This is a genomic window from Mycobacterium sp. AMU20-3851, from assembly GCF_043974665.1.
Lineage (GTDB): Bacteria > Actinomycetota > Actinomycetes > Mycobacteriales > Mycobacteriaceae > Mycobacterium.
On the sequence record NZ_CP146371.1, the window covers coordinates 1777598 to 1801843 of the forward strand.

The 24246-nt window shown below is 66.9% G+C and carries 19 protein-coding genes; 7 read left to right on the top strand and 12 right to left on the bottom strand.

The features are described from left to right. The first annotated feature begins 102 nt into the window (after positions 1–102). Together clpX and V4U86_RS08660 are read left to right on the top strand one after the other, a co-directional pair. Complete coding sequence (gene clpX / locus V4U86_RS08655; RefSeq protein ID WP_395310843.1) at positions 103–1383, top strand: ATP-dependent Clp protease ATP-binding subunit ClpX; 1281 nt, start codon at positions 103–105, stop codon at positions 1381–1383. Between the two features lie 176 nt (positions 1384–1559). Next, positions 1560–2846, top strand: coding sequence for an MFS transporter (locus V4U86_RS08660; RefSeq protein ID WP_395310844.1), 1287 nt, complete (start codon positions 1560–1562; stop codon positions 2844–2846). Between the two features lie 5 nt (positions 2847–2851). Here V4U86_RS08660 and fdhD read toward each other — a convergent pair whose 3' ends face one another. Both fdhD and V4U86_RS08670 read right to left on the bottom strand, forming a co-directional pair. Further along, a complete protein-coding gene (fdhD, locus tag V4U86_RS08665; RefSeq protein WP_395310845.1) occupies positions 2852–3679 on the bottom strand; it encodes a formate dehydrogenase accessory sulfurtransferase FdhD in 828 nt (275 codons plus the stop codon). Beyond that, positions 3672–5987 carry an FdhF/YdeP family oxidoreductase gene (locus V4U86_RS08670; RefSeq protein WP_395310846.1) on the bottom strand — a complete coding sequence of 772 codons (2316 nt, stop codon included), beginning with the start codon at positions 5985–5987 and terminating at the stop codon, positions 3672–3674. Before V4U86_RS08670 ends, fdhD begins: the two co-directional genes overlap by 8 nt. A gap of 94 nt (positions 5988–6081) precedes the next feature. On the opposite strand from V4U86_RS08670, the gene V4U86_RS08675 reads away from it, so the two are divergent. Then, positions 6082–7020, top strand: a complete 939-nt coding sequence (locus V4U86_RS08675; RefSeq protein WP_395310847.1) for a LysR family transcriptional regulator — start codon at positions 6082–6084, stop codon at positions 7018–7020. A 41-nt stretch (positions 7021–7061) separates the two neighbouring features. Here V4U86_RS08675 and V4U86_RS08680 read toward each other — a convergent pair whose 3' ends face one another. Next, entirely contained in the window at positions 7062–8654 is a 1593-nt protein-coding gene (locus tag V4U86_RS08680; RefSeq protein WP_395310848.1) for an HNH endonuclease signature motif containing protein, read from the bottom strand. A gap of 183 nt (positions 8655–8837) precedes the next feature. On the opposite strand from V4U86_RS08680, the gene V4U86_RS08685 reads away from it, so the two are divergent. After that, positions 8838–11012, top strand: coding sequence for a glutamine synthetase III (locus tag V4U86_RS08685; protein ID WP_395310849.1), 2175 nt, complete (start codon positions 8838–8840; stop codon positions 11010–11012). 71 nt (positions 11013–11083) lie between these two features. On the opposite strand, the gene V4U86_RS08690 is transcribed toward V4U86_RS08685, so the two are convergent. Further along, on the bottom strand, positions 11084–12079 hold the full coding sequence (locus V4U86_RS08690; RefSeq protein ID WP_395310850.1) for an oxygenase MpaB family protein: 996 nt from the start codon (positions 12077–12079) through the stop codon (positions 11084–11086). Between the two features lie 112 nt (positions 12080–12191). Continuing rightward, entirely contained in the window at positions 12192–12905 is a 714-nt protein-coding gene (locus V4U86_RS08695; RefSeq protein ID WP_395310851.1) for a TetR/AcrR family transcriptional regulator, read from the bottom strand. Positions 12906–13017: 112 nt separating this feature from the next. Between V4U86_RS08695 and V4U86_RS08700 the strand changes: the two genes are divergently transcribed. After that, on the top strand, positions 13018–14181 hold the full coding sequence (locus tag V4U86_RS08700) for a Gfo/Idh/MocA family protein (protein ID WP_395310852.1): 1164 nt from the start codon (positions 13018–13020) through the stop codon (positions 14179–14181). Between the two features lies 1 nt (position 14182). Here V4U86_RS08700 and V4U86_RS08705 read toward each other — a convergent pair whose 3' ends face one another. After that, positions 14183–15337 (bottom strand): phytanoyl-CoA dioxygenase family protein, encoded by a 1155-nt coding sequence (locus V4U86_RS08705; RefSeq protein ID WP_395310853.1) that lies wholly within the window; start codon positions 15335–15337, stop codon positions 14183–14185. 76 nt (positions 15338–15413) lie between these two features. Between V4U86_RS08705 and V4U86_RS08710 the strand changes: the two genes are divergently transcribed. After that, positions 15414–16433, top strand: a complete 1020-nt coding sequence (locus V4U86_RS08710; protein WP_395310854.1) for a LacI family DNA-binding transcriptional regulator — start codon at positions 15414–15416, stop codon at positions 16431–16433. Here the strand turns inward: V4U86_RS08710 and V4U86_RS08715 are convergent. Beyond that, positions 16430–17464: a Gfo/Idh/MocA family protein gene (locus V4U86_RS08715; RefSeq protein ID WP_395310855.1), complete on the bottom strand. Its 1035-nt coding sequence runs from the start codon at positions 17462–17464 to the stop codon at positions 16430–16432. The two genes, V4U86_RS08710 and V4U86_RS08715, sit on opposite strands and share 4 nt — an antisense overlap. Positions 17465–17515: 51 nt before the next feature. On the opposite strand from V4U86_RS08715, the gene V4U86_RS08720 reads away from it, so the two are divergent. Beyond that, positions 17516–18505 carry a Gfo/Idh/MocA family oxidoreductase gene (locus V4U86_RS08720; protein ID WP_395310856.1) on the top strand — a complete coding sequence of 330 codons (990 nt, stop codon included), beginning with the start codon at positions 17516–17518 and terminating at the stop codon, positions 18503–18505. Here the strand turns inward: V4U86_RS08720 and V4U86_RS08725 are convergent. The 5 genes from V4U86_RS08725 to iolD form a co-directional block, all read right to left on the bottom strand. After that, entirely contained in the window at positions 18502–19350 is an 849-nt protein-coding gene (locus tag V4U86_RS08725; RefSeq protein ID WP_395310857.1) for a sugar phosphate isomerase/epimerase family protein, read from the bottom strand. The two genes, V4U86_RS08720 and V4U86_RS08725, sit on opposite strands and share 4 nt — an antisense overlap. Before the next feature lie 82 nt (positions 19351–19432). Then, a complete protein-coding gene (locus tag V4U86_RS08730; RefSeq protein WP_395310858.1) occupies positions 19433–20308 on the bottom strand; it encodes a sugar phosphate isomerase/epimerase family protein in 876 nt (291 codons plus the stop codon). A 1-nt stretch (position 20309) separates the two neighbouring features. Beyond that, the gene (locus tag V4U86_RS08735) at positions 20310–21341 is read right to left on the bottom strand and encodes a Gfo/Idh/MocA family protein (RefSeq protein ID WP_395310859.1); all 1032 of its coding nucleotides are present in this window, start codon (positions 21339–21341) and stop codon (positions 20310–20312) included. A gap of 20 nt (positions 21342–21361) precedes the next feature. Next, positions 21362–22282: a sugar phosphate isomerase/epimerase family protein gene (locus tag V4U86_RS08740; protein WP_395310860.1), complete on the bottom strand. Its 921-nt coding sequence runs from the start codon at positions 22280–22282 to the stop codon at positions 21362–21364. A gap of 13 nt (positions 22283–22295) precedes the next feature. After that, positions 22296–24245 carry a 3D-(3,5/4)-trihydroxycyclohexane-1,2-dione acylhydrolase (decyclizing) gene (gene iolD / locus V4U86_RS08745; protein ID WP_395310861.1) on the bottom strand — a complete coding sequence of 650 codons (1950 nt, stop codon included), beginning with the start codon at positions 24243–24245 and terminating at the stop codon, positions 22296–22298. Between the last annotated feature and the right edge of the window lies 1 nt (position 24246).

Sequence of the window (24246 nt, forward strand, 5' to 3'; positions counted from 1 at the left end):
GGCCCTTCGGTCGCACCGTGACGGAGCGAACGGGTAGCGTCGGGATTACACCCGGGGCAACCCACAAAGAGTGACTGCGAACAGGAAGTAGGACCCCCCCACATGGCGCGCATCGGAGACGGCGGTGACCTGCTGAAGTGCTCGTTCTGTGGAAAGAGCCAGAAGCAAGTCAAGAAGCTCATCGCGGGGCCGGGGGTCTACATCTGCGACGAGTGCATCGATCTGTGCAACGAGATCATCGAAGAGGAGCTGGCTGACGCCGATGACGTCAAGCTGGACGAGCTCCCCAAGCCCGCCGAGATCCGGGAGTTCCTCGAGGGCTACGTGATCGGGCAGGACACCGCGAAGAAGACACTCGCGGTCGCCGTCTACAACCACTACAAGCGCATCCAGGCCCAGGAGAAGAGCCGGGATTCACGGGCCGAGCCGGTCGAGCTGGCAAAGTCCAACATCCTGATGCTCGGTCCGACCGGTTGCGGCAAGACCTACCTGGCGCAGACGCTGGCGAAGATGCTCAACGTCCCGTTCGCGATCGCCGACGCCACCGCGTTGACCGAGGCCGGCTACGTCGGTGAGGACGTCGAGAACATCCTGCTGAAGCTGATCCAGGCCGCCGACTACGACGTGAAGCGTGCCGAGACCGGCATCATCTACATCGACGAGGTCGACAAGATCGCCCGCAAGAGCGAGAACCCCTCGATCACCCGGGACGTTTCCGGCGAGGGCGTGCAGCAGGCCCTGCTGAAGATCCTTGAGGGAACCCAGGCATCGGTCCCCCCGCAGGGCGGCCGCAAGCACCCGCACCAGGAGTTCATCCAGATCGACACCACGAACGTCCTGTTCATCGTGGCCGGTGCGTTCGCCGGGCTGGAGAAGATCGTCTCCGACCGCGTCGGCAAGCGCGGCCTGGGCTTCGGCGCCGAGGTGCACTCCAAGGCCGATATCGACACCCAGGACCACTTCGCCGAGGTCATGCCCGAGGATCTGATCAAGTTCGGTCTTATCCCCGAGTTCATCGGCCGGCTGCCGGTCGTCGCCTCGGTCACCAATCTGGATAAGCAGTCCCTGGTCCAGATCCTGTCCCAGCCGAAGAACGCCCTGGTCAAGCAGTACACCCGGTTGTTCGAGATGGACGGCGTCGAGCTGGAGATGACCCCGGAGGCGCTGGACGCGATCGCCGATCAGGCCATCCACCGCGGCACCGGTGCCCGCGGCCTGCGCGCGATCATGGAAGAAGTCCTGCAGCCGGCGATGTACGACATCCCGAGCCGTGACGACGTCGCCAAGGTCGTCGTCACCAAGGAGACCGTGCAGGACAATGTGCTTCCGACGATCGTCCCGCGCAAGCCGCCGCGCAACGAGCGCCGCGAGAAGACCGCCTGAGCTCGGCCCCGCCGAGACCGCATTCAGGGTCGTGATTCCTTCGGGATCACGACCCTGAACGCATTGTCGGGGTCGGCGCGGCAGCACCTCCACCGATCGGGGGACGACGGGTCTCCTCCGCTCTTACGGTCGATCGGCCGATGCCCGGCGCGCTCGGAACGGACAAGATCACCGGTATGACTTCAGTTGCGGTGGCCGCCCCCGAATCCTCGTCGTTGCGTCGGATCTCGATGGCGTCCTACGTCGGCTCTGCCATCGAGTTCTACGACTTCTTCATCTACGGCACGGCGGCCGCGTTGGTGTTCCCGACGGTGTTCTTCCCCGAACTGGGCCACGTGATGGCCACCACCGCCGCCCTGGGCGCTTTCGCCGCCGCGTTCCTGGCGCGCCCGGTGGGTGCGGCGGTGTTCGGTCACTTCGGCGATCGGATCGGGCGCAAGCAGACCCTGGTGGTGACGCTGCTGCTGATGGGTGCTGCCACCGTCGGCGTCGGCCTGATCCCGAGCACCGCGTCGATCGGCATCGTCGCGCCGCTCCTGCTCATCGCACTGCGGCTGATCCAGGGCTTCGCCGTCGGCGGCGAGTGGGCCGGCGCCGTATTGCTCAGCGCGGAGAACGCACCCGCGCACCGGCGCGGCTACTTCGGCATGTTCACCCAACTCGGGCTCGGCACCGCGGTGGTGCTGGCGAACCTGGTGTTCCTGGTGGTCCACTTCGGCTTCGGCGCGGACAGCGAGGCGTTCCTGCAGTGGGGCTGGCGCATCCCGTTCCTGCTGTCGGCGGTCCTGATCGCGACCGCGCTCTACATCCGGTTGCGGGTCGACGAGTCACCGGTGTTCGACGAACCGCCCACCGACCCGGCCACCCCGATCGCTGCGTTGGTGCGGCGGCAGGGCCGTCAACTGCTGCTGGCCGCCGGGGTCGCGGTGTGTGCACCGATGCTGGTGTTCCAGGCCACCACCTTCTTCACCCATTACGCCACCGATCATCTGAACTTCTCGATGAACTTCGTGCTGCTGACGGGGGTGTTCGGCGGTCTGATCCAGCTGCTGTTCGTCCTGGCCTCGGCCATCCTGAGCGACACCTACGGTCGCAGGCGTGTCCTTTCGATCGGGTTCGCCGTGGCGGTGCCGTGGTCGTTCGTGCTCTTCCCGTTGGTGCAGACGGGAAGTCAGGCGGTGTTCGGTGTCGCCATCGTGGCCACCTACGCGCTCATCGGGGTGTGCATGGGACCGATGGCGGCGTTCCTGCCGGAGATCTTCGCGCCGCAGCACCGTTACTCGGGAGCCGCGCTGTCACACACCCTCGGTGCGGTGGTGGGCGGTGCTGTGCCCCCGGTGATCTCGCCGATGCTGTTGAACTCCTTCGGCGGGTGGGCGCTGGCGGTGATGATGGGCGCGTTGGCGTCGGTGAGTCTCGCCAGCACCTTCGCGCTGCCCGAGACCGCGGGCTCGCGGCTGTGAGGACGTCAGTCCCGCGCGATTCGATCGGGCCGGGTGTAGACGTTCATCGACGTGCCGCGCAGGAAGGCCACCAGGGTCAGCCCGGACTGGGCAGCCAGGTCGACGGCCAGCGAGGACGGGGCGGATACCGCGGCCAGCACCGGGATCCCGGCCATCACCGCCTTCTGGGTCAGCTCGAACGAGGCCCGGCCACTGACCAGCAGGATGGTGCCGCCCAGCGGCACCCGCCCGGATTCCAGCGCCCAGCCGATCACCTTGTCCACGGCGTTGTGCCTGCCGATGTCCTCACGTACCACCAGGGCGGTGCCCTGCGCGTCGAACAGGGCGGCACCGTGCAGTCCGCCGGTGGCCGCGAACAGCTTCTGCCGGTCGCGCAGTTTGTCGGGCAGCGCGGACAGTGTGCCGGCGTCGACGACGACGGGATCGTCGCCGGGCGCGTGTTTGCTGATGGTCTGCACCGCATCGAGGGAGGCCTTGCCGCACACCCCGCACGAGGATGTCATGTAGAAGTTGCGGGTCATGTCCACGTCCGGCGGCGTGACACCGTTGGCCAGGGTCACGTCCAGCACGTTGTAGGTGTTGAGGCCGTCAGGCCCCGCACCGCTGCAGTACTGCACCGCGGCGATGTCCTCACGCCGGGACACCAGACCCTCGGTGAGCAGAAACCCTTGGGCCAGTTCGACATCGGAGCCCGGGGTGCGCATCGTCACGGTCAGCGGTTTACCGTTGACGCGGATTTCCAGTGGTTCCTCGACGGCGAGCGTCTCCGGCCGGGCGACCGCTATGTCGGCGGTCACATGCTGCACGCGGCGGCGCGCGGTCACCCTACCCATCGCCCCGGCTTCGTTCCAGTCTCACCACGACTGCCTTCGAGACCGGCGTGTTCGACCGTGCCGCAACATGATCCAACGGCACCAGCGGGTTGGTCTCCGGATAGTAGGCCGCGGCGTTGCCGACGGGGGTGGAGTAGGCCACCAGGCGGAAGTCGGCGGCGCGACGCTCCTGGACGCGTCCTTCGCTGTCGGTGAATTCCGACACCAGATCCACCCGGTCCCCGTCGTTGAATCCCAGGCCGGCGATGTCGCCGGGGTTGACGAAGACCACCCGGCGTCCACCCTTGACCCCGCGGTAACGGTCGTCGAGCCCGTAGATCGTGGTGTTGTACTGGTCGTGGCTGCGCATCGTCTGCAGGATGAGCCGGCCCTCGGGCACCGGCACCCATTCCAGCGGGTACAGCGAGAAGTTGGCCTTGCCGGTGCTGGTGTGGAATTCGCGGGAGTCGCGCGGCGGGTGTGGCAGCTGGAACCCGTCCGGCTGCCGGACCCGGGTGTTGTAGTCGGCACAGCCCGGCACCACATCGGCGATGGCATCGCGGATCAGGTCGTAGTCGGCGTTGAAGGCCTCCCATTCCACCGGGTGCTCCGGGCCGAGGAGGGTCCGGGCCAGCTGGCAGACGATGGCCACCTCGCTGCGCAGCTCGTCGCTGGCCGGGGTCAGGCTGCCGCGGGATAGGTGCACCATGGACATCGAATCCTCCACGGACACCAGCTGTTTGCCGGAGGCCTGGACATCGCGGTCGGTGCGGCCCAGGGTCGGCAGGATCAGCGCGGTCCGGCCGTGCACCAGGTGGCTGCGGTTGAGCTTCGTCGAAATCTGCACGGTGAGTGCGCAATTGCGCAGCGCCGCCTCGGTGACCTCGGTGTCCGGGGTGGCCGAGACGAAGTTGCCGCCCATCCCGATGAAGGTCTTGGCGTGTCCGTCGCGCATGGCGCGGATGGCGTCGACCGTGTCGTGGCCGTGCTTGCGGGGGCTGGTGATGCCGAAGCGGGAATCCAGCGCGTCCAGGAACCAGTCCGGGACCTTCTCCCAGACACCCATGGTGCGGTCACCCTGCACGTTGGAATGCCCGCGCACCGGGCACACCCCGGCGCCCGGCTTGCCGATCATGCCGCGCATGAGCAGCAGGTTGGTGGCCTCGCCGATGGTCGCCACCGCGTGCCGCTGCTGGGTCAGGCCCATCGCCCAGCAGATGACCGTCCGCTCGGAACGGATCAGGACGTCGGCAACCCGCCGCAACTGGCCCTCGTCGATACCGGTCGCCTCCAGCACGGTATCCAGATCGACCGCGCGGGTCTGGCGTTCGTAGTCCTCGAACCCGGCGCAGTGTGCCTCGACGAAGGCGCGGTCCACGACGGTGCCCGGGGCGCGGTCCTCGGCCTCGAACAGCAGCCGGCCCAGTCCGGCGAACAGCGCCATGTCGCCGCCGATCCGGATCTGCACGAATTCGTCGGCGATCGGCACACCGTGACCGACCACCCCGTGCACCTTCTGCGGGTCCTTGAACCGGATCAGGCCGGCCTCGGGCAGCGGGTTGATGGCGATGACGGTGGCGCCGTTGGCCTTTGCCTTTTCCAGCGTCGACAGCATCCGGGGGTGGTTGGTGCCCGGGTTCTGGCCGGCGATGACGATGACGTCGGCGTGGATGACATCGTCGACGGTCACCGATCCCTTGCCGATGCCGATGGAGTCGATGAGGGCGGTACCCGAGGATTCGTGGCACATATTCGAACAGTCCGGCAGGTTGTTGGTGCCGAAGCTGCGGACCAGCAGCTGGTAGAGGAATGCGGCCTCGTTGCTGGTACGGCCCGAGGTGTAGAACAGTGCCTCGTCGGGGGAGGACAGCGCGTTGAGGTGGTCGGCGATCAGCCGGTAGGCCGCGTCCCATTCGATGGGCTGGTAGTGGGTGGCCCCGGGCTGCAGCACCATCGGTTGGGTGAGTCGGCCCTGTTGGGACAGCCAGTACTCGGGCTTCTCGGACAGCTCGGCGACCGAGTGCCGGGCGAAGAAGTCCGCGGTGACCCGGCGCTTCGTCGCCTCCTCGGCGACGGCCTTGGCACCGTTCTCGCAGAATTCGGCGAGCTTGCGGCCGCCGTGCTCCTCCGGCCAGGCGCAGCCGGGACAGTCGAACCCGTGCCGTTGGTTGAGGCGGGCGAGGGTGGCCGCCGTGCGCACCGCGCCCATCTCGGCGAGACCACGACGCAGGCTGACCATCACCGCCTTGACGCCGGCGGCCTCCTGCTTGGCACCGGTGACGGCGACATCGTGCTCGTCATAGCTGGCATCGACATCGGCGCTGCTCATTGTTCCAATCTAACCCTCGGCGGGGTATGCGAAGTGCCGATGACGGGCGGCTCGTATTTGCCATTTCACATGCAGTGATAGACGGTATCTATTGATGGCCGGCGATATGCTCCTGCAGCACCTGGACTACCTGTTGGCGCTCGCCGCCGAACGGCACTTCGGGCGGGCGGCGGCGCGTTGTCACGTCAGCCAGCCGACCCTGTCGGTGGCGATCCGGCGTCTGGAGAAAGATCTGGGCATCGTCATCGTGCAGCGCGGGCACCGCTTCGAGGGGTTCACCGAAGAGGGCCGCCGGGTGGTCACGTGGGCGCAGCGGATCATCGCCGAACGCGATGAGATGCTGGCCGACCTGGAACGCATGCGGGGCCGGCTCACCGCCACCGCGCGCATCGGCGCGATCCCCACCGCGGTGCCGGCGAGCCCGTTCATCACCACCGAATTCCTCAAACGCAACCCGGCCGCATCGGTTCGCATCGAGGCGTTGTCCTCCCGGGAGATCGCCCGTCGTATGGCCGATTTCGAGATCGACGCCGGGCTGACCTATCTCGATGACGAAGCGCCGCCGGGGACGCGCTCGGTCGAGCTGTACCGGGAGTGCTACGTGCTGGTGGCGCCCGTCGACGATCCGCTGATGGGGCAGCCGGAGGTGAGCTGGGCGGATGCCGCGACGCGCGAGTTGTGCGTGCTGACCCCCACCATGCGCAATCGGCGCATCCTGGACGCCAACATGACCGTGGAGGGCGTCCGGTACCGGCCCATCGTCGAGGCGGACTCGGTGGACGCGCTCTACGCACACCTGGCGCATTCGCGGCGCGCGACCATCGCGTCCACCGCGTGGCTGCCGCAGCTGGGCGTCCCGGCGGGCTTCACCGCGCGACCGATGGTGCAACACGGACCGCAGCCGGCGATCGGTTTGGTAGTGCTCGACCGCGCACCGTCGTCCATCGTGTCGGCCGCGCTGGTGGAGGTGGCCGAGGTCCTGGACCTCGCGGCGCGCATCGACGGTGGATGGGCGGCTGCCGCGGCGCACTGACGCTACGGAACCGGCACGTGGCTGGGACCCAGCACCTGTGGCTACGGACCCCGTACGTTCGCGGCGCCGAATTCGACTTCGGGGATCCGCCACGGATCCCACGGCTCGGTCCAGCACAGGATGTCCGCGTTCGCGGCGATCACGGCGGACACGTCGAAGTCGTCTTCGAAACCATCGTCGAAACCGGCTGTATTGAAATCGAACTCGTAGGCGGCGTCGGCCTGCGCATCGTCGTCGGAAGCGATGGAAGCATCGAGGCACTCGGCGGTGTCGCCCTCGTCGAGTGAGTCCACAAGCAATTCCGGGCGGTGGTAGTAGTTGACCCGCGCCTGACCGTTGTCGAGGTCCGGTGGCGGGTGCCATTCGACCACGCAGTGGTCATTGACCGTCGTGGTGTAGCCGCCGTCGTCGTGCACCAGCCGGTTGTCCCAGCCGCAGGCCAGGGTCAGTTCATCGACATTGGTGTTGCCGCCGTCGGCGAAGGCCTTCTTGGCGTGGTGCGCCTGGCAGTAGTAGAAGCCCTTGGTGCAGCACGGTTTGGTGCAGCCGCCGTCCCGCGCGATCAGCATGATGCGCTGCCCGGGGCTTGCGGTGCGGCGGGCCCGGAAGTGATTCAGCGCCGATCCGGTGGCCTTGTCGAACACGGCCAGATGGTGATTGGCGTGCGCGGCCATCCGGATCACGTCCTTGATGGGGATCTTGGTGCCACCGCCGGTGACGCCGATCCCCGCCCGGGACTCCAGATCCTGCAGCGTGGTGCGGATGATCACCGAGACCGGTAACCCGTTGAGCTGACCGAGGTCCCCGCTCATCAACGCCATCCGCCCGACCACGAGCATCGCGTCGTGTTGTCGCTGGGCCAGGGTGCGGTGGTCGTTGTCGATCTGTGCCTGGGTCGGGGTGCCCGAGACACACGGCTCGTCATCATCGGGATTGCACATGCCCGGGGCGGCGAACTTGGCGAACAGCACCTCCCACACCGCGTAGGCCTCCGGACTCAGATTGGCGGTCATCGGCGTCATGGCGTCGCGTCCCTGCTTCCCGACGGTGACGCCGCGCTTACGCTCCCGCTCGGCGTCGTCGGGCTCGGGCCCGTCCTGATCCAGCAGGAACAGCCGGAATTCCGCGCTGTCCTTGAGCTCCTTGGGGCCGACCGAGACCGCGAGCCGCACCAGCTCGACTTCGAACGTCTGGCGGGCGGCCACGTCGACGAAGCCCGGCAGGCTGTTGATCGCCTCGCGCAGCACCTTCACGTGATCGGCGTTGATGAGCCCGGCGGCCTGCGCGGCAGCGACGGCTGCCAGCGTGGGTGGCAGCGCTTCACCTGTGAGCGTGCGGCGCGGCCCGAGGGCGACCGCTTCTCCCAGGCGACGCCCGGCGTCCGCCGTGGACAGTCGCCAGCGGGCACGCAGCACTTCATTCCAGGATTTGGCGCCCAGTTCCTTCGGTGTGTTGTCGGCCTGCAACCGGGCCAGCATCCGATGGGTCTGAGCGGGAAGCTGACAGGTCAGGGTTTCGTACTCGTCCATCACGGCCAGGAGTTCCGCGCGGGTGAGCGCCTCGAGATCGCAGTCGGCGAACGCCCGGTAGGCGCCGCGTAGCGCCGTCACCGCTCGCATCGCCCCCGTGTCCATGATTCGAACATACGTGCTATGTCCGACAAATAGCGACGATATGTTGCCACTGGGGCAGAACAGGTCAAAGTGACAATTGATCGAGCTCGGGCCGGTCGACTCGCGGTCTTGACTCCGGCGTAACAGATTCGGCATCGCAGGTTCCTACCGTGGGCCGGTCAAGCACGAGGAAAAGGAACTTCATTGAGCGGAAATGCGGTGCGCCTGCAGGCCATCAACAACGTCGAGGCCTACGTGCCGCCGGCGATCAGTTTCGATCCGACCGAGGCGCCCGGGGAGATCTTCGGCTGCAACGTCTTCACCAAGGCCGAGATGCAGCTGCGGCTGCCCAAGTCGGTGTACAAGTCGGTCGTCGCGACCATCGAGAAGGGGGCAGCGCTCGACCCGGCCATCGCCGACTCGGTCGCCTCGGCGATGAAGGACTGGGCGCTGTCCAAGGGGGCGACGCACTACGCCCATGTGTTCTACCCGATGACGGGCCTGACCGCCGAGAAGCACGACAGCTTTCTGGAGCCGGTATCCGACGGCCAGACGCTGGCCGAGTTCGCCGGCAAGACACTGATCCAGGGTGAGCCCGATGCGTCGAGCTTTCCCTCCGGTGGTCTGCGCACCACCTTCGAGGCGCGCGGATACACCGGCTGGGACGTGACCAGCCCGGCCTACATCCTGGAGAACCCCAACGGGAACACGTTGTGCATCCCTACGGTTTTCGTGTCGATGACGGGGGAGGCGCTGGACTTCAAGACCCCGCTGCTGCGCAGCCAGCAGGCGATGGGTGCGCAGGCCGAGCGTATCCTGAAGCTGTTCGGGCACAAGGACTTCGACAACATCGTCTCTTTCTGCGGACCCGAGCAGGAGTACTTCCTCATCGACCGGCACTTCTTCCTGGCCCGGCCCGACCTGGTGAACGCGGGCCGCACCCTGTTCGGCGCCAAGCCGCCCAAGGGGCAGGAGTTCGACGACCACTACTTCGGGTCCGTGCCCGAGCGTGTGCTCGGCTTCATGATGGACACCGAGCGGGAACTGTTCAAGCTCGGGATCCCCGCCAAGACCCGGCACAACGAGGTCGCGCCCGGCCAGTTCGAGATCGCGCCGATGTTCGAGCGGGCCAATATCGCCGCCGACCACCAGCAGCTGTTGATGACGATCTTCCGCAACGTCGCCAAGAAGCACGGCATGGAATGCCTGTTCCACGAGAAGCCGTTCGCCGGGGTCAACGGGTCCGGTAAACACGTCAACTTCTCGATGGGTAACGCGCAGTTCGGCAGCCTGTTGGTGCCCGGTGACACCCCGCACGAGAACGCGCAGTTCCTGGTCTTCTGTGCCGCGGTCATCCGCGCGGTGCACAAATTCGGTGGGCTGCTGCGGGTCTCGGTCGCCTCGGCGACCAACGATCACCGGCTCGGAGCCAACGAGGCGCCGCCGGCGATCATCTCGATCTTCCTCGGTGATCAGCTCGCCGACGTCTTCGAACAGATCGCCAAGGGCGCTGCGACATCGTCGAAGGGCAAGGGCACCATGATGATCGGCGTCGACACGCTGCCGCACCTGCCGACCGACCCGGGCGATCGCAACCGGACCAGCCCATTCGCGTTCACCGGCAACAGGTTCGAGTTCCGTGCCCCGGGCTCGGGGCAGACCATCAACGTCCCGATGATCATCCTGAACACCATCATGGCCGACTCGCTCGACTACATGGCCACCGAGTTGGAGAACGCCGTGGAGGCCGGGGTGGATTTCGACTCCGCGGTCCAGACCTTGTTGACCGACATCATCACCGAGCATGGCGCGGTGGTGTTCAACGGGGACGGCTACTCGGAGAACTGGCAGATCGAAGCCGCCACCCGGGGCCTGCCCAACCTCAAGACGACCCTCGACGCGATCCCGGAGTTGGTGAAGCCGGAGGCCATCGAGGTCTTCGAGAAGTACGGCGTCTTCAGCGAGCGGGAACTGATCAGCCGCTACGAGGTACGGATGGAGCAGTACGCGCTCACCATCGCCGTCGAGGCCAAGCTGGCGCTGGAGATCGGGTCGACCGTCATCCTGCCCGCGGCGGTGCGCTACCAGACCGAGCTGGCGCAGAACGTCGCCGCGCTCAAAACCGCCGGTATCGACCCGGATCTGACCCTGTTGCAGATGGTTTCGGAACCGATCGGTGAGCTGACGGGCGCGCTGGCGACGCTGAAGGACGGGTTGTCCCATCACGCGGAGGGGGCGACAGCGGAGGCCACACACGCCAAGGAGGTCCTGCTGCCGGCGATGGAGGCGGTCCGGGCGGCGGCCGATGCGCTGGAGGGCGTGGTGGCAGACGATCTGTGGCCCTTGCCGACGTACCAGGAGATGCTCTACATCCTCTGATCGATGACGTCGCCGGGTGCGGAGGCAGGCCCGTCCGGGCCCCTGGTGACCTCAGCCCCCGCACCCGGCGATCACCTCGCAGCAGTCGCAGCGCCGCGATTGGCTTGCAACGTGTTGCGCGAGTACACCGTTCGCCAGCCAGGCTGCCCGAACCGTCGGCGCACCCCGAAGTAGATCGGACCGAACCGGCCGACGATACGACGGGGCAGAAAGCGCCAGAAGGTGCCGTGGATACGGCGTTCGGCGCGATCGATCAGCGAGACGCGGAGGCCCAGGTCGGTGTGAAACTTCTGCGGGACGCCTGCCAGCACACCGACGCGCAGGGTGCGTGTCATGGGCAGGGCGAGCAATCGCCACAACGGTGCTGGGACGTGGTCCCAGCCGCGCGGCTTGGGTGGATGCAGCGCATGTTCGACGATGAACCGGACCTGCGGATTGACCTCGAGGGTGTTGTCGACGATCGGTTGCCAATAGTTCAAGAAGCCGGCGTAGGTGTCCGGCAGGTGGCGCACCCCGAAACGCCGTCCGAGTTCGTTCAGACCGCGATAGCCCTGCTCACGCTCGGCGGCGGTACGGAACAGGCCGAATTCATCGGCGATGTCCAAACCGCCTTTCAGGATCGATCCCCATGTCCAGTTCCAGACATCCTTGTTCCACGCATGGTAAGAGGCACCGTCGGGCATGGTGCCCGAAATCGGGCGGTGCAATTCGTGCAAACCGTGGGCGACATCGTCGGCTTCCGGGCCGGCGAACACGATGCCCATCACCATCTCGTAAGTGCTGAACAGTCGGCGACTCGCGGCCTGCAAAGTCTGCAGTTCCTCGGTCCCGTTCAGCGCACGATCCTTCTCGCTGAGCACATGAGCGATCTTCGGATGCAACGTCGGCATGATCAGCGCCGGGACGTTGGCGTAGAGCAGCACCAGCGGATGGCCGGCGACCCATCGGCCGAACGAGCCGGGGGCCAGCGGATCATCGGGTTCGCCCGCCGAGGCGACGGCGGGCCGGGCGGTCTCGGGATCGACCGATACCTCGGCGGCGTTGACCATATCTCGGGCCGATGTCATCGAATTCTTCCTCCGTCGCTCCGGTCTGAATGAGAAAACGACCGTCTTCTCAATAGGGCCGACGGTAGCACCGTTGCGAGAGGTGGCCAACCCGTCGGGCCGGTGGGAATGGCTACCCGGAGGTGGAATGCCGTTCTTCAGCGGTCAGCACCACGCGCTCAAGCAGGTCCTGGGCGAACGGTGTCACGTCGAGCAGGGTCGATGCCGGTGCGGACCCGAGATGCTGAACGACGAGTTCGTTGACCCCACCCAGTGCGCCGATGATCAGCGCGCGCTCCGTGGGGTTCGGTGCCGGGTCCGGGCCGGCGGGTCCGCGAACGCGACGCAGGTTGTCCACCATCGTGGCGGCGAAGTCGGCCAGGCCCTGGGACCGACGCGCCCGTATCCGATCGGTGGAAGCGACCGCCTCGATGACCAGGCTCTGCGTGAAGGCCGGCTGGGCTGCCAGCGTGCCCAGGTAGGCGGTCAACCCGGCGTGGACGACCTCGGCGGCCGTTTGCGCCGCACCGGCCGCCACCCGCATGCGCTCCACCACGATGTCGACGGCCACGTAGGTCGCCAGGAAAGCGGCCTCTTTATCGGGATGGAGCTCATAGAATGTCTTCGTGGAAATGCCTGCGCGAGAAGAAATTTGGCGGACACTCGCGCCGGCGTAACCCCGTTCGGCCACTACTTCCACCGTGGCCACCCGGACCCTCGCAAGCTGTGCTGCGCGCACTTGATCCCGGGAGAGATCGTGGCGATGGCGGGGCAGTACGGCTTCGAAGTCCTGTTCCCAGATCTGCGGGGGTAAACCAGGCGGCGACTGCGCTCGCGATTCGGTCACCACACTGTCCTATGCGAGCCCGCCCGATTAGGCAACCCGCCGTGCCCGCCGGACCGTGGCCATTTGTCTTAACGTATGGACATATGTCGGGTGTCGTGGCTAGTCTTCGGCCATGAACAGCGTCACCCCCGTCGGCGTCATCGGCTTCGGATGGATGGGCCGCGTGCACGCGCAGGCCTATGCGCGGGTGCGGCACCACTATCCGGAGGCCTCCGCACCCGCGCTGGTGGCGATCGCCGATGACGCACCGGGCCGGGCCGAGAAGGCCGCCCAGCAGTTCGGCGCCGCCTCCGCGTACACCGACTGGAAGGCTCTCATCGACGATCCCGGCATCCGTGCCGTCAGCGTCACCGCGCCGAACTTCCTGCATCGCGAGATCGGCACCACCGTCGTCGATGCCGGCAAGCACCTGTGGATCGAGAAGCCCGTGGGCCTCAACGCCGCAGATGCCCTGGAGGTGGCCGAAGCGGCAAAGGCCAAGGGTGTGCAGACCGCGGTTGGCTTCAATTACCGCAACGCACCCGCCGTCGCGGCCGCGCGGGAACTGATCGCCGGCGGCAAGCTGGGAGACGTCACGCACGCCCGCTTCTACTTCCTCAGCGACTATGCCGCCCACCCCGACGGTGCGTTGAGTTGGCGTTTTCAGCGTGATCGCGGAGGCAACGGCGTGCTCGGTGACTTGGCCTCGCACGCAATCGATCTGGTGCGTCATCTGCTGGGTGAGGTCGATGCGGTGGTGGCCGACACCGCCACGTTCATCGGGCAGCGGCCCGAACCTGCTGGTGCTACCGCCGGTCATCAGCTGGCCAGCGGCGGCCCGCGCGGCGACGTCGAGAACGAGGACTATGTGTTCGCCCAACTGCGACTCGCCTCCGGCGCCCGGTGCGGTGTCGAGGCGAGCCGGGTCGCGGTGGGGGAGCAGAATGCCTACGGCTTCGAAATCCACGGCACCGCCGGATTCGTCGCATGGGATTTTCGGCGGATCGGGGAATTGCGTGTCGGCACCGGATCCTCGTACCAGGACCAGTCGGTGACCACCCGGTTCGTCGGCCCCGGCGACGGTGAGTATGCGGCGTTCCAGCCGGGATCGGCCATGGCAATGGGTTACGACGAACTCAAGGTCATCGAGGCGCACCGCTTCCTGCAGTCGATCGAAACGGCTACACCGGTCGGCGCGACGATCTGGGATGCGGTCGCGGCGGCACAGATCATCGAAGCCATCACCGAGTCGGTGCGCACCGGGTCCTGGGTGGCCCCCGACCCGGTGCGCCGCTGAGTCATGCGGTGTGACGCGCGGTGAGCGCACCCAGCTCGGCGGCCAGCTCACCCGAGCTCATACCCGCCGACAGAGCCCGGCGGACCAACTCGGCCTGCGTCTCGCCGTGCAGGCCCGAGATCGGCTGATCCAGATCCAGGTTGCTGGGAAACGCGTAACCCTCGGCGGCCGCGGCGATCACGTGTTCACGGGCAGCGGCGTCGAGCATCTGCAGCGACGGATAGATGGCGTTGACAATCCGCTCCCGGTCCACCGCGTCAAGAGCCCGGCCGAACGGCGAGGACACCTGCAACAGATTCGCCATCCGCGCGATATCGGTCGAGGAGTTGGTGCCGGCCGCGTGGAACAAAGCGGGATTGAAGAAGACCGCATCGCCGGCCGTCAGCGGCAACTGCACATGGTGCGCGTCGAAGTACGCGCGGAACTCGGGCAGGTTGAACGCCAGGTACCCGGGTTCGTAGCGCTGCGAATACGGCAGGTACATCGTCGGTCCGGACTCCAAGGGCATGGCTACGTGAGCCACCGCGCCCTGCAGCGTCAGCACCGGCGACAACCGATGGGTGTGCCTGCGGAACCGTGCTGCGGTATCGGTGGACATGAAACCCAGGTGGTAGTCGCGGTGCGGATTCTGGGCCTGCCCGCCCGGGTTGACCACGTTGATCGCCGAGGTCACCTGATACATGGGGCCCAGCCAGGCGTAGGACACCAGGGCCAGGATGTCGTTGGCGTAGTAGCGCACGAACAGTTCCGGCGCGGTCAGGGCGAGCTTCTGCAGCGCGTTCCAGATCCGGTCGTTGGCGCCGGGCTTGGCGAAGTGGTCACCGGCCACCACACCGGAGGCCCGCTGCTCGGCGATGATCCGGGTGAACAGTGCGGTGGTCTCGGCCAGCGCGTGCTCGGCACCGAAGGCGCCCTTGACGACGACGATGCCGGGACCGTCCAGGAACGCCCGGGCGAGTTCGTCGGCGATCTCCTCGCGCCGGTCCCGCAGGGAGCGGATCGCCTCGGCGGAGTAGAACAGCACCCCGCGGCGGGTATCGTCGGCGAACGGGTAGGCCGCCAGATCGGTGTCCTGCACCAGGAGCTGAGCGAAATCATCGATGTTGCAGTCAGATTCGGAGATGCGGCCGGTCCCGGCAGTCATGGTTGTCGTCATGGATTCGAGAATGACAAGATGACGGCACCGGAACAACCGGTCAAACCCATCAAATCGACCTCAGAAACGATGCACGATGCGCCACCCGTTTCCCATTCGTGAGATCGCCCGGCAGGCCGGCGTCAGCGAGGCGACGGTGGACCGTGTGCTCAACGGCCGCCCGGGGGTGCGGGCGGGAACGGTGCAGCAGGTCGAGCGCGCGGTCGACGAGTTGGAGCGCCAGCGCAGCCAACTGCGGCTCTCGGAGCGCGCCTTCATGGTCGATGTCGTGATGGACACCCCCAAACGCTTCTCCACGTTGGTCCGGCGAGCCCTCGAGCGTGAGCTGCCGGCCCTCGGACCGGCCGTGCTGCGTTACCGATTCCACGTCGACGAGCACTGGAACATCACGGATCTCGTGAGCCGACTGAATACCATCGCGCGTAAGGGGAGTCACGGTGTCGTCCTGAAGGCGCCCGATGTACCCGAGGTCGCCGGTGCCATCGGAGTCTTGACGGCGGCGCGGGTCCCGGTGATCACTCTGGTGACCGATATACCGGCGAGCACCCGCATCGCACACGTCGGCATGGACGACCGGGCCGCCGGCGCGACGGCTGCCTACCTGATGCATCAGACGCTGCGCGGCAGGCCCGGTGCCGTGCTGGTGGTCACCAGCAGCGAACTGTTCCGCGGGGAGGGCGAGCGGGAGCGAGGCTTCCGCTCGGCGCTGGGGGACTACGACCCAGGACGCAGGATCGTCGACGTTCCCAACTCCGACGGCCTCGATGACACCTGCCGGGCATTGGTGGCCTCGGCTCTGTCCGCTCATCCCGATGTCGTCGCGGTCTATTCGATCGGCGGAGGTAACACCGGTATTGCATCGGCCTTCGCGGCCGCCGGACGGATATGCGAAGCGTTCATCGGGCACGATCTGGCGCCGGCCAACCGTGAGCTGTTGGCCGACGGGCGGCTGACCGCCGTCCTGCACCATGACCTGGCCGCCGATATGCGCCAGGTCGCCCGGCTGATCATGGTGCACCACGGCGCGCTGTCCGGACCAATTCCGAAGGCGTCATCGGCAATTCAGATCATCACCCCGCACAACCTGCCGGCCTAGCGAGTCGAGAGTTGCCGACGGATCTCGTCGGCGACCTCCAGCGTCGAGATCGCGTAACGCAGCGGATGGATAGCCGATTCGGTGCGGCCCTGCGCGATCGAGCGGGCCGCGTCCACCGCGGCGTAGTGCAGGCCATCGGTGTGGCCACCGGGCTTCTCGTCGTATCGCAGCACCCGTCCCGGATCGGTCGGGTGGCCGCGGTGCCGGGTCAGCGTGAACGGACCGGGCATGTAGAACGATCCGTCGAGGTGCAGGGTCGCGTCGCGGCCGATGATGGATGCCGTCGTGGGAGTGTCGGACAGGATGGTGGTGTGCAACAACGCCTGGTTACCCGTTGCGTCGGACAGCACGGCCGAGATCTGGCCGTTCAAACCCGGAAGCGCGTCCTGGCCCTGCGCGTGCACGGTTGTGAACCCATCGGACACGAATTGTGCCAGCGCGATGGTGTAGGTGCCGAGATCCAGCAGTGGACCTCCGGCCAGGCCGGCGTCGTAGATGCGGTGATCGGGGGTGAAGAACTCGCCGTGATCGGCGATCACGGTCAGGATCTCGCCGAGTGCGCCGTCGTCCAGTAGTTGTCGGATGACGTCGAACTTGGGCAGGAACTTCGTCCACATCGCCTCGCCGGCGAACCGGTTGTTGCGCGCCGCGGCGGCCGCGATGTCCCTGGCGCCGGCCGCGTCCACCGCGAGCGGCTTCTCGACGAGCACGTGCTTGCCGGCATCCAGGGCTGCGACGGCGTTGTCGCGGTGGCTCGGGTGGGTGGTGGCGATGTAGACGATGTCGACGTCGGGGTCATCGAACAGCTCCTCGTAACTGCCGTGTGCGACGGGCACGGACCAGCGCGTGGCAAAGCCTTCGGCGCGCTCTTTGCCTCGAGATCCGACCGCCACCACGCGCTGATCGGTTCGCGCTTGCAGTGTCTCGACGAACCGGTGGGCTATCCAGCCCGGGCCGAGGATGCCCCAACGCAGGCTCGGTGCGTCCCGGGGATCGGGGGTGCGGGGCTCCGGCAGGGCGGTGATCGTCATGAATCGAGAATAGGCTATTTGTAAGGACATTAGTATGTAATACTCACGCTCATGACAGTGCGCGTGGGAGTTGTCGGGGTCGGCGTCATGGGTGCCGACCATGCCCGCAAGATCGCGACGGTGGTGTCCGGCGCGGATACCGTTGCGGTGAGCGACTTCAACGGGTCGGTGGCCGGCGCGGTAGCCGCCGAACTGCAGGCCCAGGTGTACGCCGACGGCGCCGCACTGATCGAAGCGCCCGACGTGGATGCCGTGATCATCGCGACCCGCGACGACACCCACGCCGATCTGGTGCGCAGGGCGTTGGCGGCCGGCAAACCGGTGATGTGCGAGAAGCCGCTCGCCCCCACCGCGGCGGAAAGCCGACAGCTGGTGGATACGCAGGCGGCACTGGATCTTTCGGTCGAATTGATCACCGTCGGGTTCATGCGCCGGTTCGACCCGTCCTATGTGTCGTTGCGCGAACGGGTGGCCGGCGGGCAGTTCGGCGCACCGCTGGTCGCGCACTGCGTCAGCCGCACGGTCAGCACCTACCCGGGCGGTGATTCCGCCTCCACGATCACGAATTCGGCGATCCACGAACTCGACATCGTGCCGTGGCTGCTGGATTCGCCGATCGTCGAGGTGAGCTATCAGCACGGCCGGACATCGGAACACTCGGGAACCAGGCAGGATCCGCAGATTTATCTGCTGCGGACGGCATCCGATGTGCTGGTCACGGTCGAACTCTTCCTGAACGCCCGGTACGGGTACGACACCCGATGCGAGGTGGTCATGGAGACCGGCGCGTCCGCCCTGACCCTGCCGGCCCACGTCGTCACCGATTCCGAACGGCGCAGGGGCGTCGACTATCCCGCCGACTGGATCCCTCGTTACGCCGACGCGTACCGTCTCGAACTGCAGGAGTGGATCGACTCGATCCGGCAGGCCCGCCCGTCGACCGTGGCGAGCGCGGCGGACGCACTGCGCGCCGCACAGGTGGCCGACGCCCTCGTCGAGTCCATGCACGCCAACGGCGCCTGGGTCGGGGTCGGGGACTAGAGCACCCTGCGCGCGGACTCCGCGGCCAGCTTCAGTGCGTCCGCGACCGGCAGCTCGCGAAACGTCTGCGACAGGATCTCCACGCCCCACGGGCCTTGGAACCCGAAGTAGCGCAGCAGATCCACCAGCCCGACCAGATCGAAGCTGCCGTCGCCGCACAACTCCCGGTTGTGCACGGTGTCCTCGAACAGGGTGCCGACCACTTCCTCGGCGGCGTCATCCAGCTCCGCCCCGACGATGACCTCCGGAGACAGTGCCCGGGCCAGATCACCGATCGTGGTGCCCGCGCGGAACACATGCCAGGCGTCGATGACCAGACCGACCGCCGGATGCGCCGCCGCGTGTGCCAGATCGGCACCGGCCGGGACGGTATCGATGATCGAGAACGGCATGGGTTCGATCGCGATCCTGGTGCCGTGGGCCTGGGCCTGCTCACCGAGTTCGCGCAGCGGGACGACAAGCTCGCTGAGATCGGTGTTGCGCGCACCCTGTTCCGACCCGATCTTGATGAAGGCGGGGTGCAGATGGTCGGCTGCGGTGAACAGCAGATCCCGTACATCGTAGGAATGTCCCAGCCGGCCGCGCGGGATCCACCACCGCTCGATCAATTCGATCTCGATGTGCGTCAGACCCGCCTCGGCGGCCATATCGCCCAGGGCGGCGAACCCGATCGAATCCTGCACCGCGACCAGATCATCGGCGATCAGCCCGAACCCGACAAAGCCCGCCTCGGCGATCGCCGCGACCCGGTCGGCGATGGGGACCGGGCTGGTCGCCGGGTTGTGCATCGGCGACACATCACCGGCGCTGGTCCACGCGGACGCCACGAGTCGGGGTGCGGCCACGGTGTCCCTCCTCCCAGCGAACGTGCACAAACTCTGGCCGCGAGCGGCGTGTCGCGCAGCAGACACGCACGCTCGCGGGGGGTTACTTTCCGTACTTCGAGACGTATTCGGTCATGGTCTTGAGTTGGTAGCGGGACACCTCGTGCGCGGTCTCGTCCTCGGCGAACACCGAGGACACCATCACGGTGTCATCGCGGTCGTAGAAGCCGATCTCGGCCAGACCGCCGAAGAACACGTCCCAGTCGACGTCGCCGTCCCCGATCTTGAGGTGCTGGTGCACCCGGACCGGGTTGCCCGGCGGGTTGGTGATGTAACGCAGCCCGTGGCTGCGGTGATGATCCATGGTGTCGGCGACGTGCACCAGCCGCAGCTTGTCACCGGCGGCCCGGATGATCTCGGCCATGTTGCCGCCCATGTGGAAACTGTGGCACGCCACGTACACCATCCCGATATTGGGCGAGTTGACACCGCGGATGATGCGCAGTGCCTCCAGCCCGTCCTCCACGAAATCGTCCGGATGCGGATCGATCCGGACGTCGAGGCCCTCGCGTTCGATGATCGGCAGCAGTTCCTCCATGGACCGGAAGAACGCCCGCTCCGATTCCTCGGCCTTCTCCGGGCGGCCCGAGAACTCGGTGTTGATGACGTTGACACCGAGATCCACGGTGATCTGGATGACGCGCTTCCAGTTGCGCACCGCGGCTTCCCGGGCATCCGGGTCCGGGCTGGACCAACGCAGCACCGGCAGTACCGAGGCGATCCCGACACCCGCGTCCGCGCAGGCCTTGCGGAACTTGGCGACCAGATCGTCGTCGGCGCGGGGGTGATTGAAGAACGGGATGAAGTCCCGGTGCGGGGTCAGCTGCAGGTACTCATAACCGAGCTCGGCGACCACCTTCGGGAAGTCGAGCAGGTCGTAGTCGTGGTGGAACGGGGTGGGATCCAGGGCGATCTTCATCTCACGCCCCCTTGATGGATGCGCGGTCGACCATCTGGACCTCGACCGGCAGACCGGTGCCCAGCGATTCCACGCCGGCCTCGCACACCGCAGCCGCGGCGTAGCCGTCCCACGCGCTCGGACCGTCTGTGTAATCTCCGGTTCGACACCCCTGCTGGACCGCGTCGACCCAGCGCTGCACCTCGGTGTCGTAGGCCTGACCGAATCGTTCCCGGAACCCGGGGGTGATCTGCCCGCCCCAGGTGCCCGGTGCGGACTTACGGATGAGGTTCACGTCCAACCCGATCATGGCGCTGCCCAACTCACCGACCACCTCCGTTCGCACCTCGTAGGCGACACCGGTCGTGACGAACAGCTCGACGTCTACATGCTTGCCGGAGGCTGTCCGCAGGATCGCGATCTGTGGATCGGCCAGCCCCTCGGGGGCCGCCGGATTGGCGGCCGGCTTCACGATCTGGATCGAGGTGATCTCGTCGTCGAAGATGAACCGGGTGACATCGACTTCGTGAACCAGGCTGTCGCGCACCACCATCGAGCTGTCGAAGCCGTGCGGGACGGCCGGATTGCGGTGCGCGCAGTGCATCACCAGCGGCGTGCCCAGCTCGCCCGCCACGATCGCGGCCTTCAGCGCGGCGTACTCGTTGTCGAACCGGCGCATGAAGCCGACCTGGATGAGGCGCTTACCGAGCTCGGCCTCGCGCTTGACGATCTCCAGGGAGGTGGTGACATCGGTGGTCAGCGGCTTCTCGCAGAGCACCGGCTTGCCGTGCTCCAGGCAGGCCAGCAGCTGCTTCTCATGGGTCGGACCGGGGGTGGCCAGCACCACCGCGTCGACGTCCGGGTCGGCGATCGCGTCCAGCGGGTCGCTGATGGCGCGGCAGCCGTCGATGCCGGCGGCGATCTGCTCGGCCTTCTCCGCGATGAAATCGTTCACCACTGCCACCCGGGCGCCCTTGATCTTGCGATCGATTCGCGCCACATGATCGGCACCCATCAGGCCGACACCCAGTACGGCAACACGCAATTCGGACATGAGTCGGTACTCCTACAGGTCTAGTTGAAACGAACGGAGGGGATGCCACACGAGCCCAGATATGCGCGGGTGCGTTTGGCGATGGGCAGCGGCGCGTCGACCTCGCAGGGGTACATGTCCTGCTCCACGATGGCGAACACGTCGATGCCGAGCTTCTCGATCTCGGCGAGCAGTGGCGGCATCTCCGGAATGCCCAGCGGGGGTTCGGTCATGGCGCCGAGCTTGACGGCCTCGCCGAACGGCAGGTCCTCGGCCTCCACCTTGGCGCGGACCTCCGGGTTCACCTGCTTGAGGTGCAGGTAGCCGATCCGCTCCGGTGCGCGGCGGATGATGGCGATGTTGTCGCCGCCGCAGTAGCTGATGTGTCCGGTGTCCAGGCACAGGTTGACGAACTCGCCGTCGGTGCCGTCCAGGAAGCGGTAGACGTTCTCCTCGGTGTCGACGTGGCTGTCGGCGTGCGGGTGGTACTGCGCACGCACACCATACTTCTCGAACATGGCCCTGCCCAGTTCGTTCATGCCCTGGGTCTTCTGCCGCCACTGCTCGGGGGTGAGGTTGCGATCCTCCAGTACCGCGCCGGTGGCCGGGTCGCGCCACATCTCCGGGATGACGACGACGTGCTTACCGCCGACCGCGGCGGTCAGCTTCGCCACGTCCTCGATCTGGGTCCACACCGAGTTCCAGGCGTCATCCCCTCGGGACCCGGACTGGTGCAGGTGCTCGAACACGGTGCCGGCGGACAGCTTCAGATTTCGCGTGCCGAGCTCGTCGAGCAGCTGCTGCGGGTCGGTGGGCAGGTAACCGTACGGGCCGAGTTCGATCCACTCGTAACCGGATTCGGCGACCTCGTCCAGGAACCGGGTGTACGGGGTCTGCTGAGGATCGTCGGGGAACCAGACGCCCCAGGAGTCGGGTGCGGATCCCACGCGGATTGACGACATGTGGTGCTTCCTTTTAACGATCAGAGGGACGGAGGAGGGGGCGTTGGACTTTCTTCCAGTCCGAATAGCGTTGGTAGGCCTGCTGGGTGGACTCCAGGGTGGAGGTCTGGCTGACCGGGACGTCCCACCAGGAGAAGCTGTCCGGGGCGTAGATCCGCGGGTCGGTCTCGACGTAGATCACCGTGGTGACCTCGGCGGCCTTGGCGACCTTGACCGCGTCCGCGAACTCGGCGGCGGTGGCGACCTTGATGACGTCGGCGCCCAGGCTTGCGGCATTGGCGGCCAGGTCGACCGGCAACTTGTCACCGTCGAGTCGTCCCGCGGGACCGCGGTAACGGTAGTCGGTGCCGAACCGCTGCGAGCCCAGGGACTCGGAAAGGCCACCGATGGAGGCGAATCCGTGATTCTGCACCAGTACCGGGATGACCTTGACGCCCTCCTGCACGGCCGTGGCGATCTCGGTGGCCATCATCAGGTAGGAGCCGTCCCCGACCATGATGAACACGTCGCGATCCGGTGCGCCCATCCGCACCCCGATGCCGCCGGCGATCTCATAGCCCATGCAGGAGAACCCGTACTCGACGTGGTAGCCCTTGCGGTCCCGGGTGCGCCACAGCTTGTGCAGGTCACCGGGCATCGAACCGGCCGCGCAGACCACCACATCCCGCGGATCGGACAACGTGTTGACCAGACCGATGACCTGGTTCTGGTTGAGCTGAACACCCTCTTCGGTCGCGTAGACAGAAGCGACGGTGTCCTCCCACTCTTTCGCCAGTTCGGTGACCCGGTTGCGGTATTCGTCGTTGACGGTGTAGTCGGCCAGCGCCGGCCCGAGCGCCTCGATGGCCTCGCGGGCATCGGAGACCACACTGATGCCACCCTGCTTGACCGAGTCCAGCGAGGCCACGTTGATGTTCACGAACCGCACGTCGGGGTTGTTGAACGCGGTCCGCGAGGCCGAGGTGAAATCGCTGTAGCGGGTGCCGATACCGATGATGACATCGGCCTCGGCGGCCAGCGCGTTGGCCGCGGTGGTACCGGTTGATCCGATGGCCCCCACGCTCTGCGGGTGGTCGTAGCTCAGCGATCCCTTGCCGGCCTGGCTCTCGGCCACCGGGATCCCGGTCTGTTCGCAGAACGCGGCCAGGGCTTCTTCGGCGAACGAGTAGTGCAGGCCGCCGCCGGCCACGATCAGTGGTTTGGTGGCCGAGGCGATCACCTCGGCCGCGCGGGCGATCACCGAGCGCTCCGGCAACGGCCGGGCGATGTGCCAGGTGCGTTCGGCGAACAGCGATTCCGGCCAGTCGTGCGCCTCGGCCTGGACATCCTGCGGGATCGACACCGTCGCCGCCCCCGTCTCGACCGGGTCGGTGAGCACCCGCATGGCACCCAGCAGCGCGGCGGGCAGTTGCTCGGGCCGCCACACCCGGTCGAAGTACCGGGACAGCGGTTTGAAGGCGTCGTTGACGGTGACGTCGCCGGAGGACGGCAGCTCGAGCTCCTGTAGCACCGGGGAACTGACCCGGGTGGCGAAGGTGTCGGCGGGCAGTAGCAGCACCGGCAGCCGGTTGATGGTCGCCAGCGCCGCGCCGGTGAGCATGTTGGTCGAGCCGGGGCCGACACTCGCGGTCACGGCCCAGGTCTGCAGCCGATCCTTCTGCCGGGCGTAGGCGACCGCACTGTGCACCATGGCCTGCTCGTTGCGGCCCAGCACGTACTTCAGTCCGGGTTCGGAGCCCGCCTCCAAGGATTCGACCTCGTCCTGCAGCAGCGCCTGTCCCAGGCCGGCCACGTTGCCGTGGCCGAAGATGCCGAAGCAGCCGGCGAAGAACTTGGTGCGCTGTCCGTCGTGTTCGACGTACTGGTTGGCCAGGAATCGAATGGTGGCCTGAGCCACGGTGAGTCGCACGGTGGGTTCGGTGTCGGCCAGCTTCTCGGTCGATTTCGGCGCGGTGGAAACCACG

Excerpts from the sequence above, each read along its gene's own strand:
- clpX (WP_395310843.1), top strand. The coding sequence starts at position 103 with ATGGCGCGCATCGGAGACGGCGGTGACCTGCTGAAGTGCTCGTTCTGT.
- V4U86_RS08660 (WP_395310844.1), top strand. The coding sequence starts at position 1,560 with ATGACTTCAGTTGCGGTGGCCGCCCCCGAATCCTCGTCGTTGCGTCGG.
- fdhD (WP_395310845.1), bottom strand. The coding sequence starts at position 3,679 with ATGGGTAGGGTGACCGCGCGCCGCCGCGTGCAGCATGTGACCGCCGAC.
- V4U86_RS08670 (WP_395310846.1), bottom strand. The coding sequence starts at position 5,987 with ATGAGCAGCGCCGATGTCGATGCCAGCTATGACGAGCACGATGTCGCC.
- V4U86_RS08675 (WP_395310847.1), top strand. The coding sequence starts at position 6,082 with ATGGCCGGCGATATGCTCCTGCAGCACCTGGACTACCTGTTGGCGCTC.
- V4U86_RS08680 (WP_395310848.1), bottom strand. The coding sequence starts at position 8,654 with ATGGACACGGGGGCGATGCGAGCGGTGACGGCGCTACGCGGCGCCTAC.
- V4U86_RS08690 (WP_395310850.1), bottom strand. The coding sequence starts at position 12,079 with ATGACATCGGCCCGAGATATGGTCAACGCCGCCGAGGTATCGGTCGAT.
- V4U86_RS08700 (WP_395310852.1), top strand. The coding sequence starts at position 13,018 with ATGAACAGCGTCACCCCCGTCGGCGTCATCGGCTTCGGATGGATGGGC.
- V4U86_RS08705 (WP_395310853.1), bottom strand. The coding sequence starts at position 15,337 with ATGACGACAACCATGACTGCCGGGACCGGCCGCATCTCCGAATCTGAC.
- V4U86_RS08710 (WP_395310854.1), top strand. The coding sequence starts at position 15,414 with ATGCGCCACCCGTTTCCCATTCGTGAGATCGCCCGGCAGGCCGGCGTC.
- V4U86_RS08715 (WP_395310855.1), bottom strand. The coding sequence starts at position 17,464 with ATGACGATCACCGCCCTGCCGGAGCCCCGCACCCCCGATCCCCGGGAC.
- V4U86_RS08720 (WP_395310856.1), top strand. The coding sequence starts at position 17,516 with ATGACAGTGCGCGTGGGAGTTGTCGGGGTCGGCGTCATGGGTGCCGAC.
- V4U86_RS08730 (WP_395310858.1), bottom strand. The coding sequence starts at position 20,308 with ATGAAGATCGCCCTGGATCCCACCCCGTTCCACCACGACTACGACCTG.
- V4U86_RS08735 (WP_395310859.1), bottom strand. The coding sequence starts at position 21,341 with ATGTCCGAATTGCGTGTTGCCGTACTGGGTGTCGGCCTGATGGGTGCC.
- V4U86_RS08740 (WP_395310860.1), bottom strand. The coding sequence starts at position 22,282 with ATGTCGTCAATCCGCGTGGGATCCGCACCCGACTCCTGGGGCGTCTGG.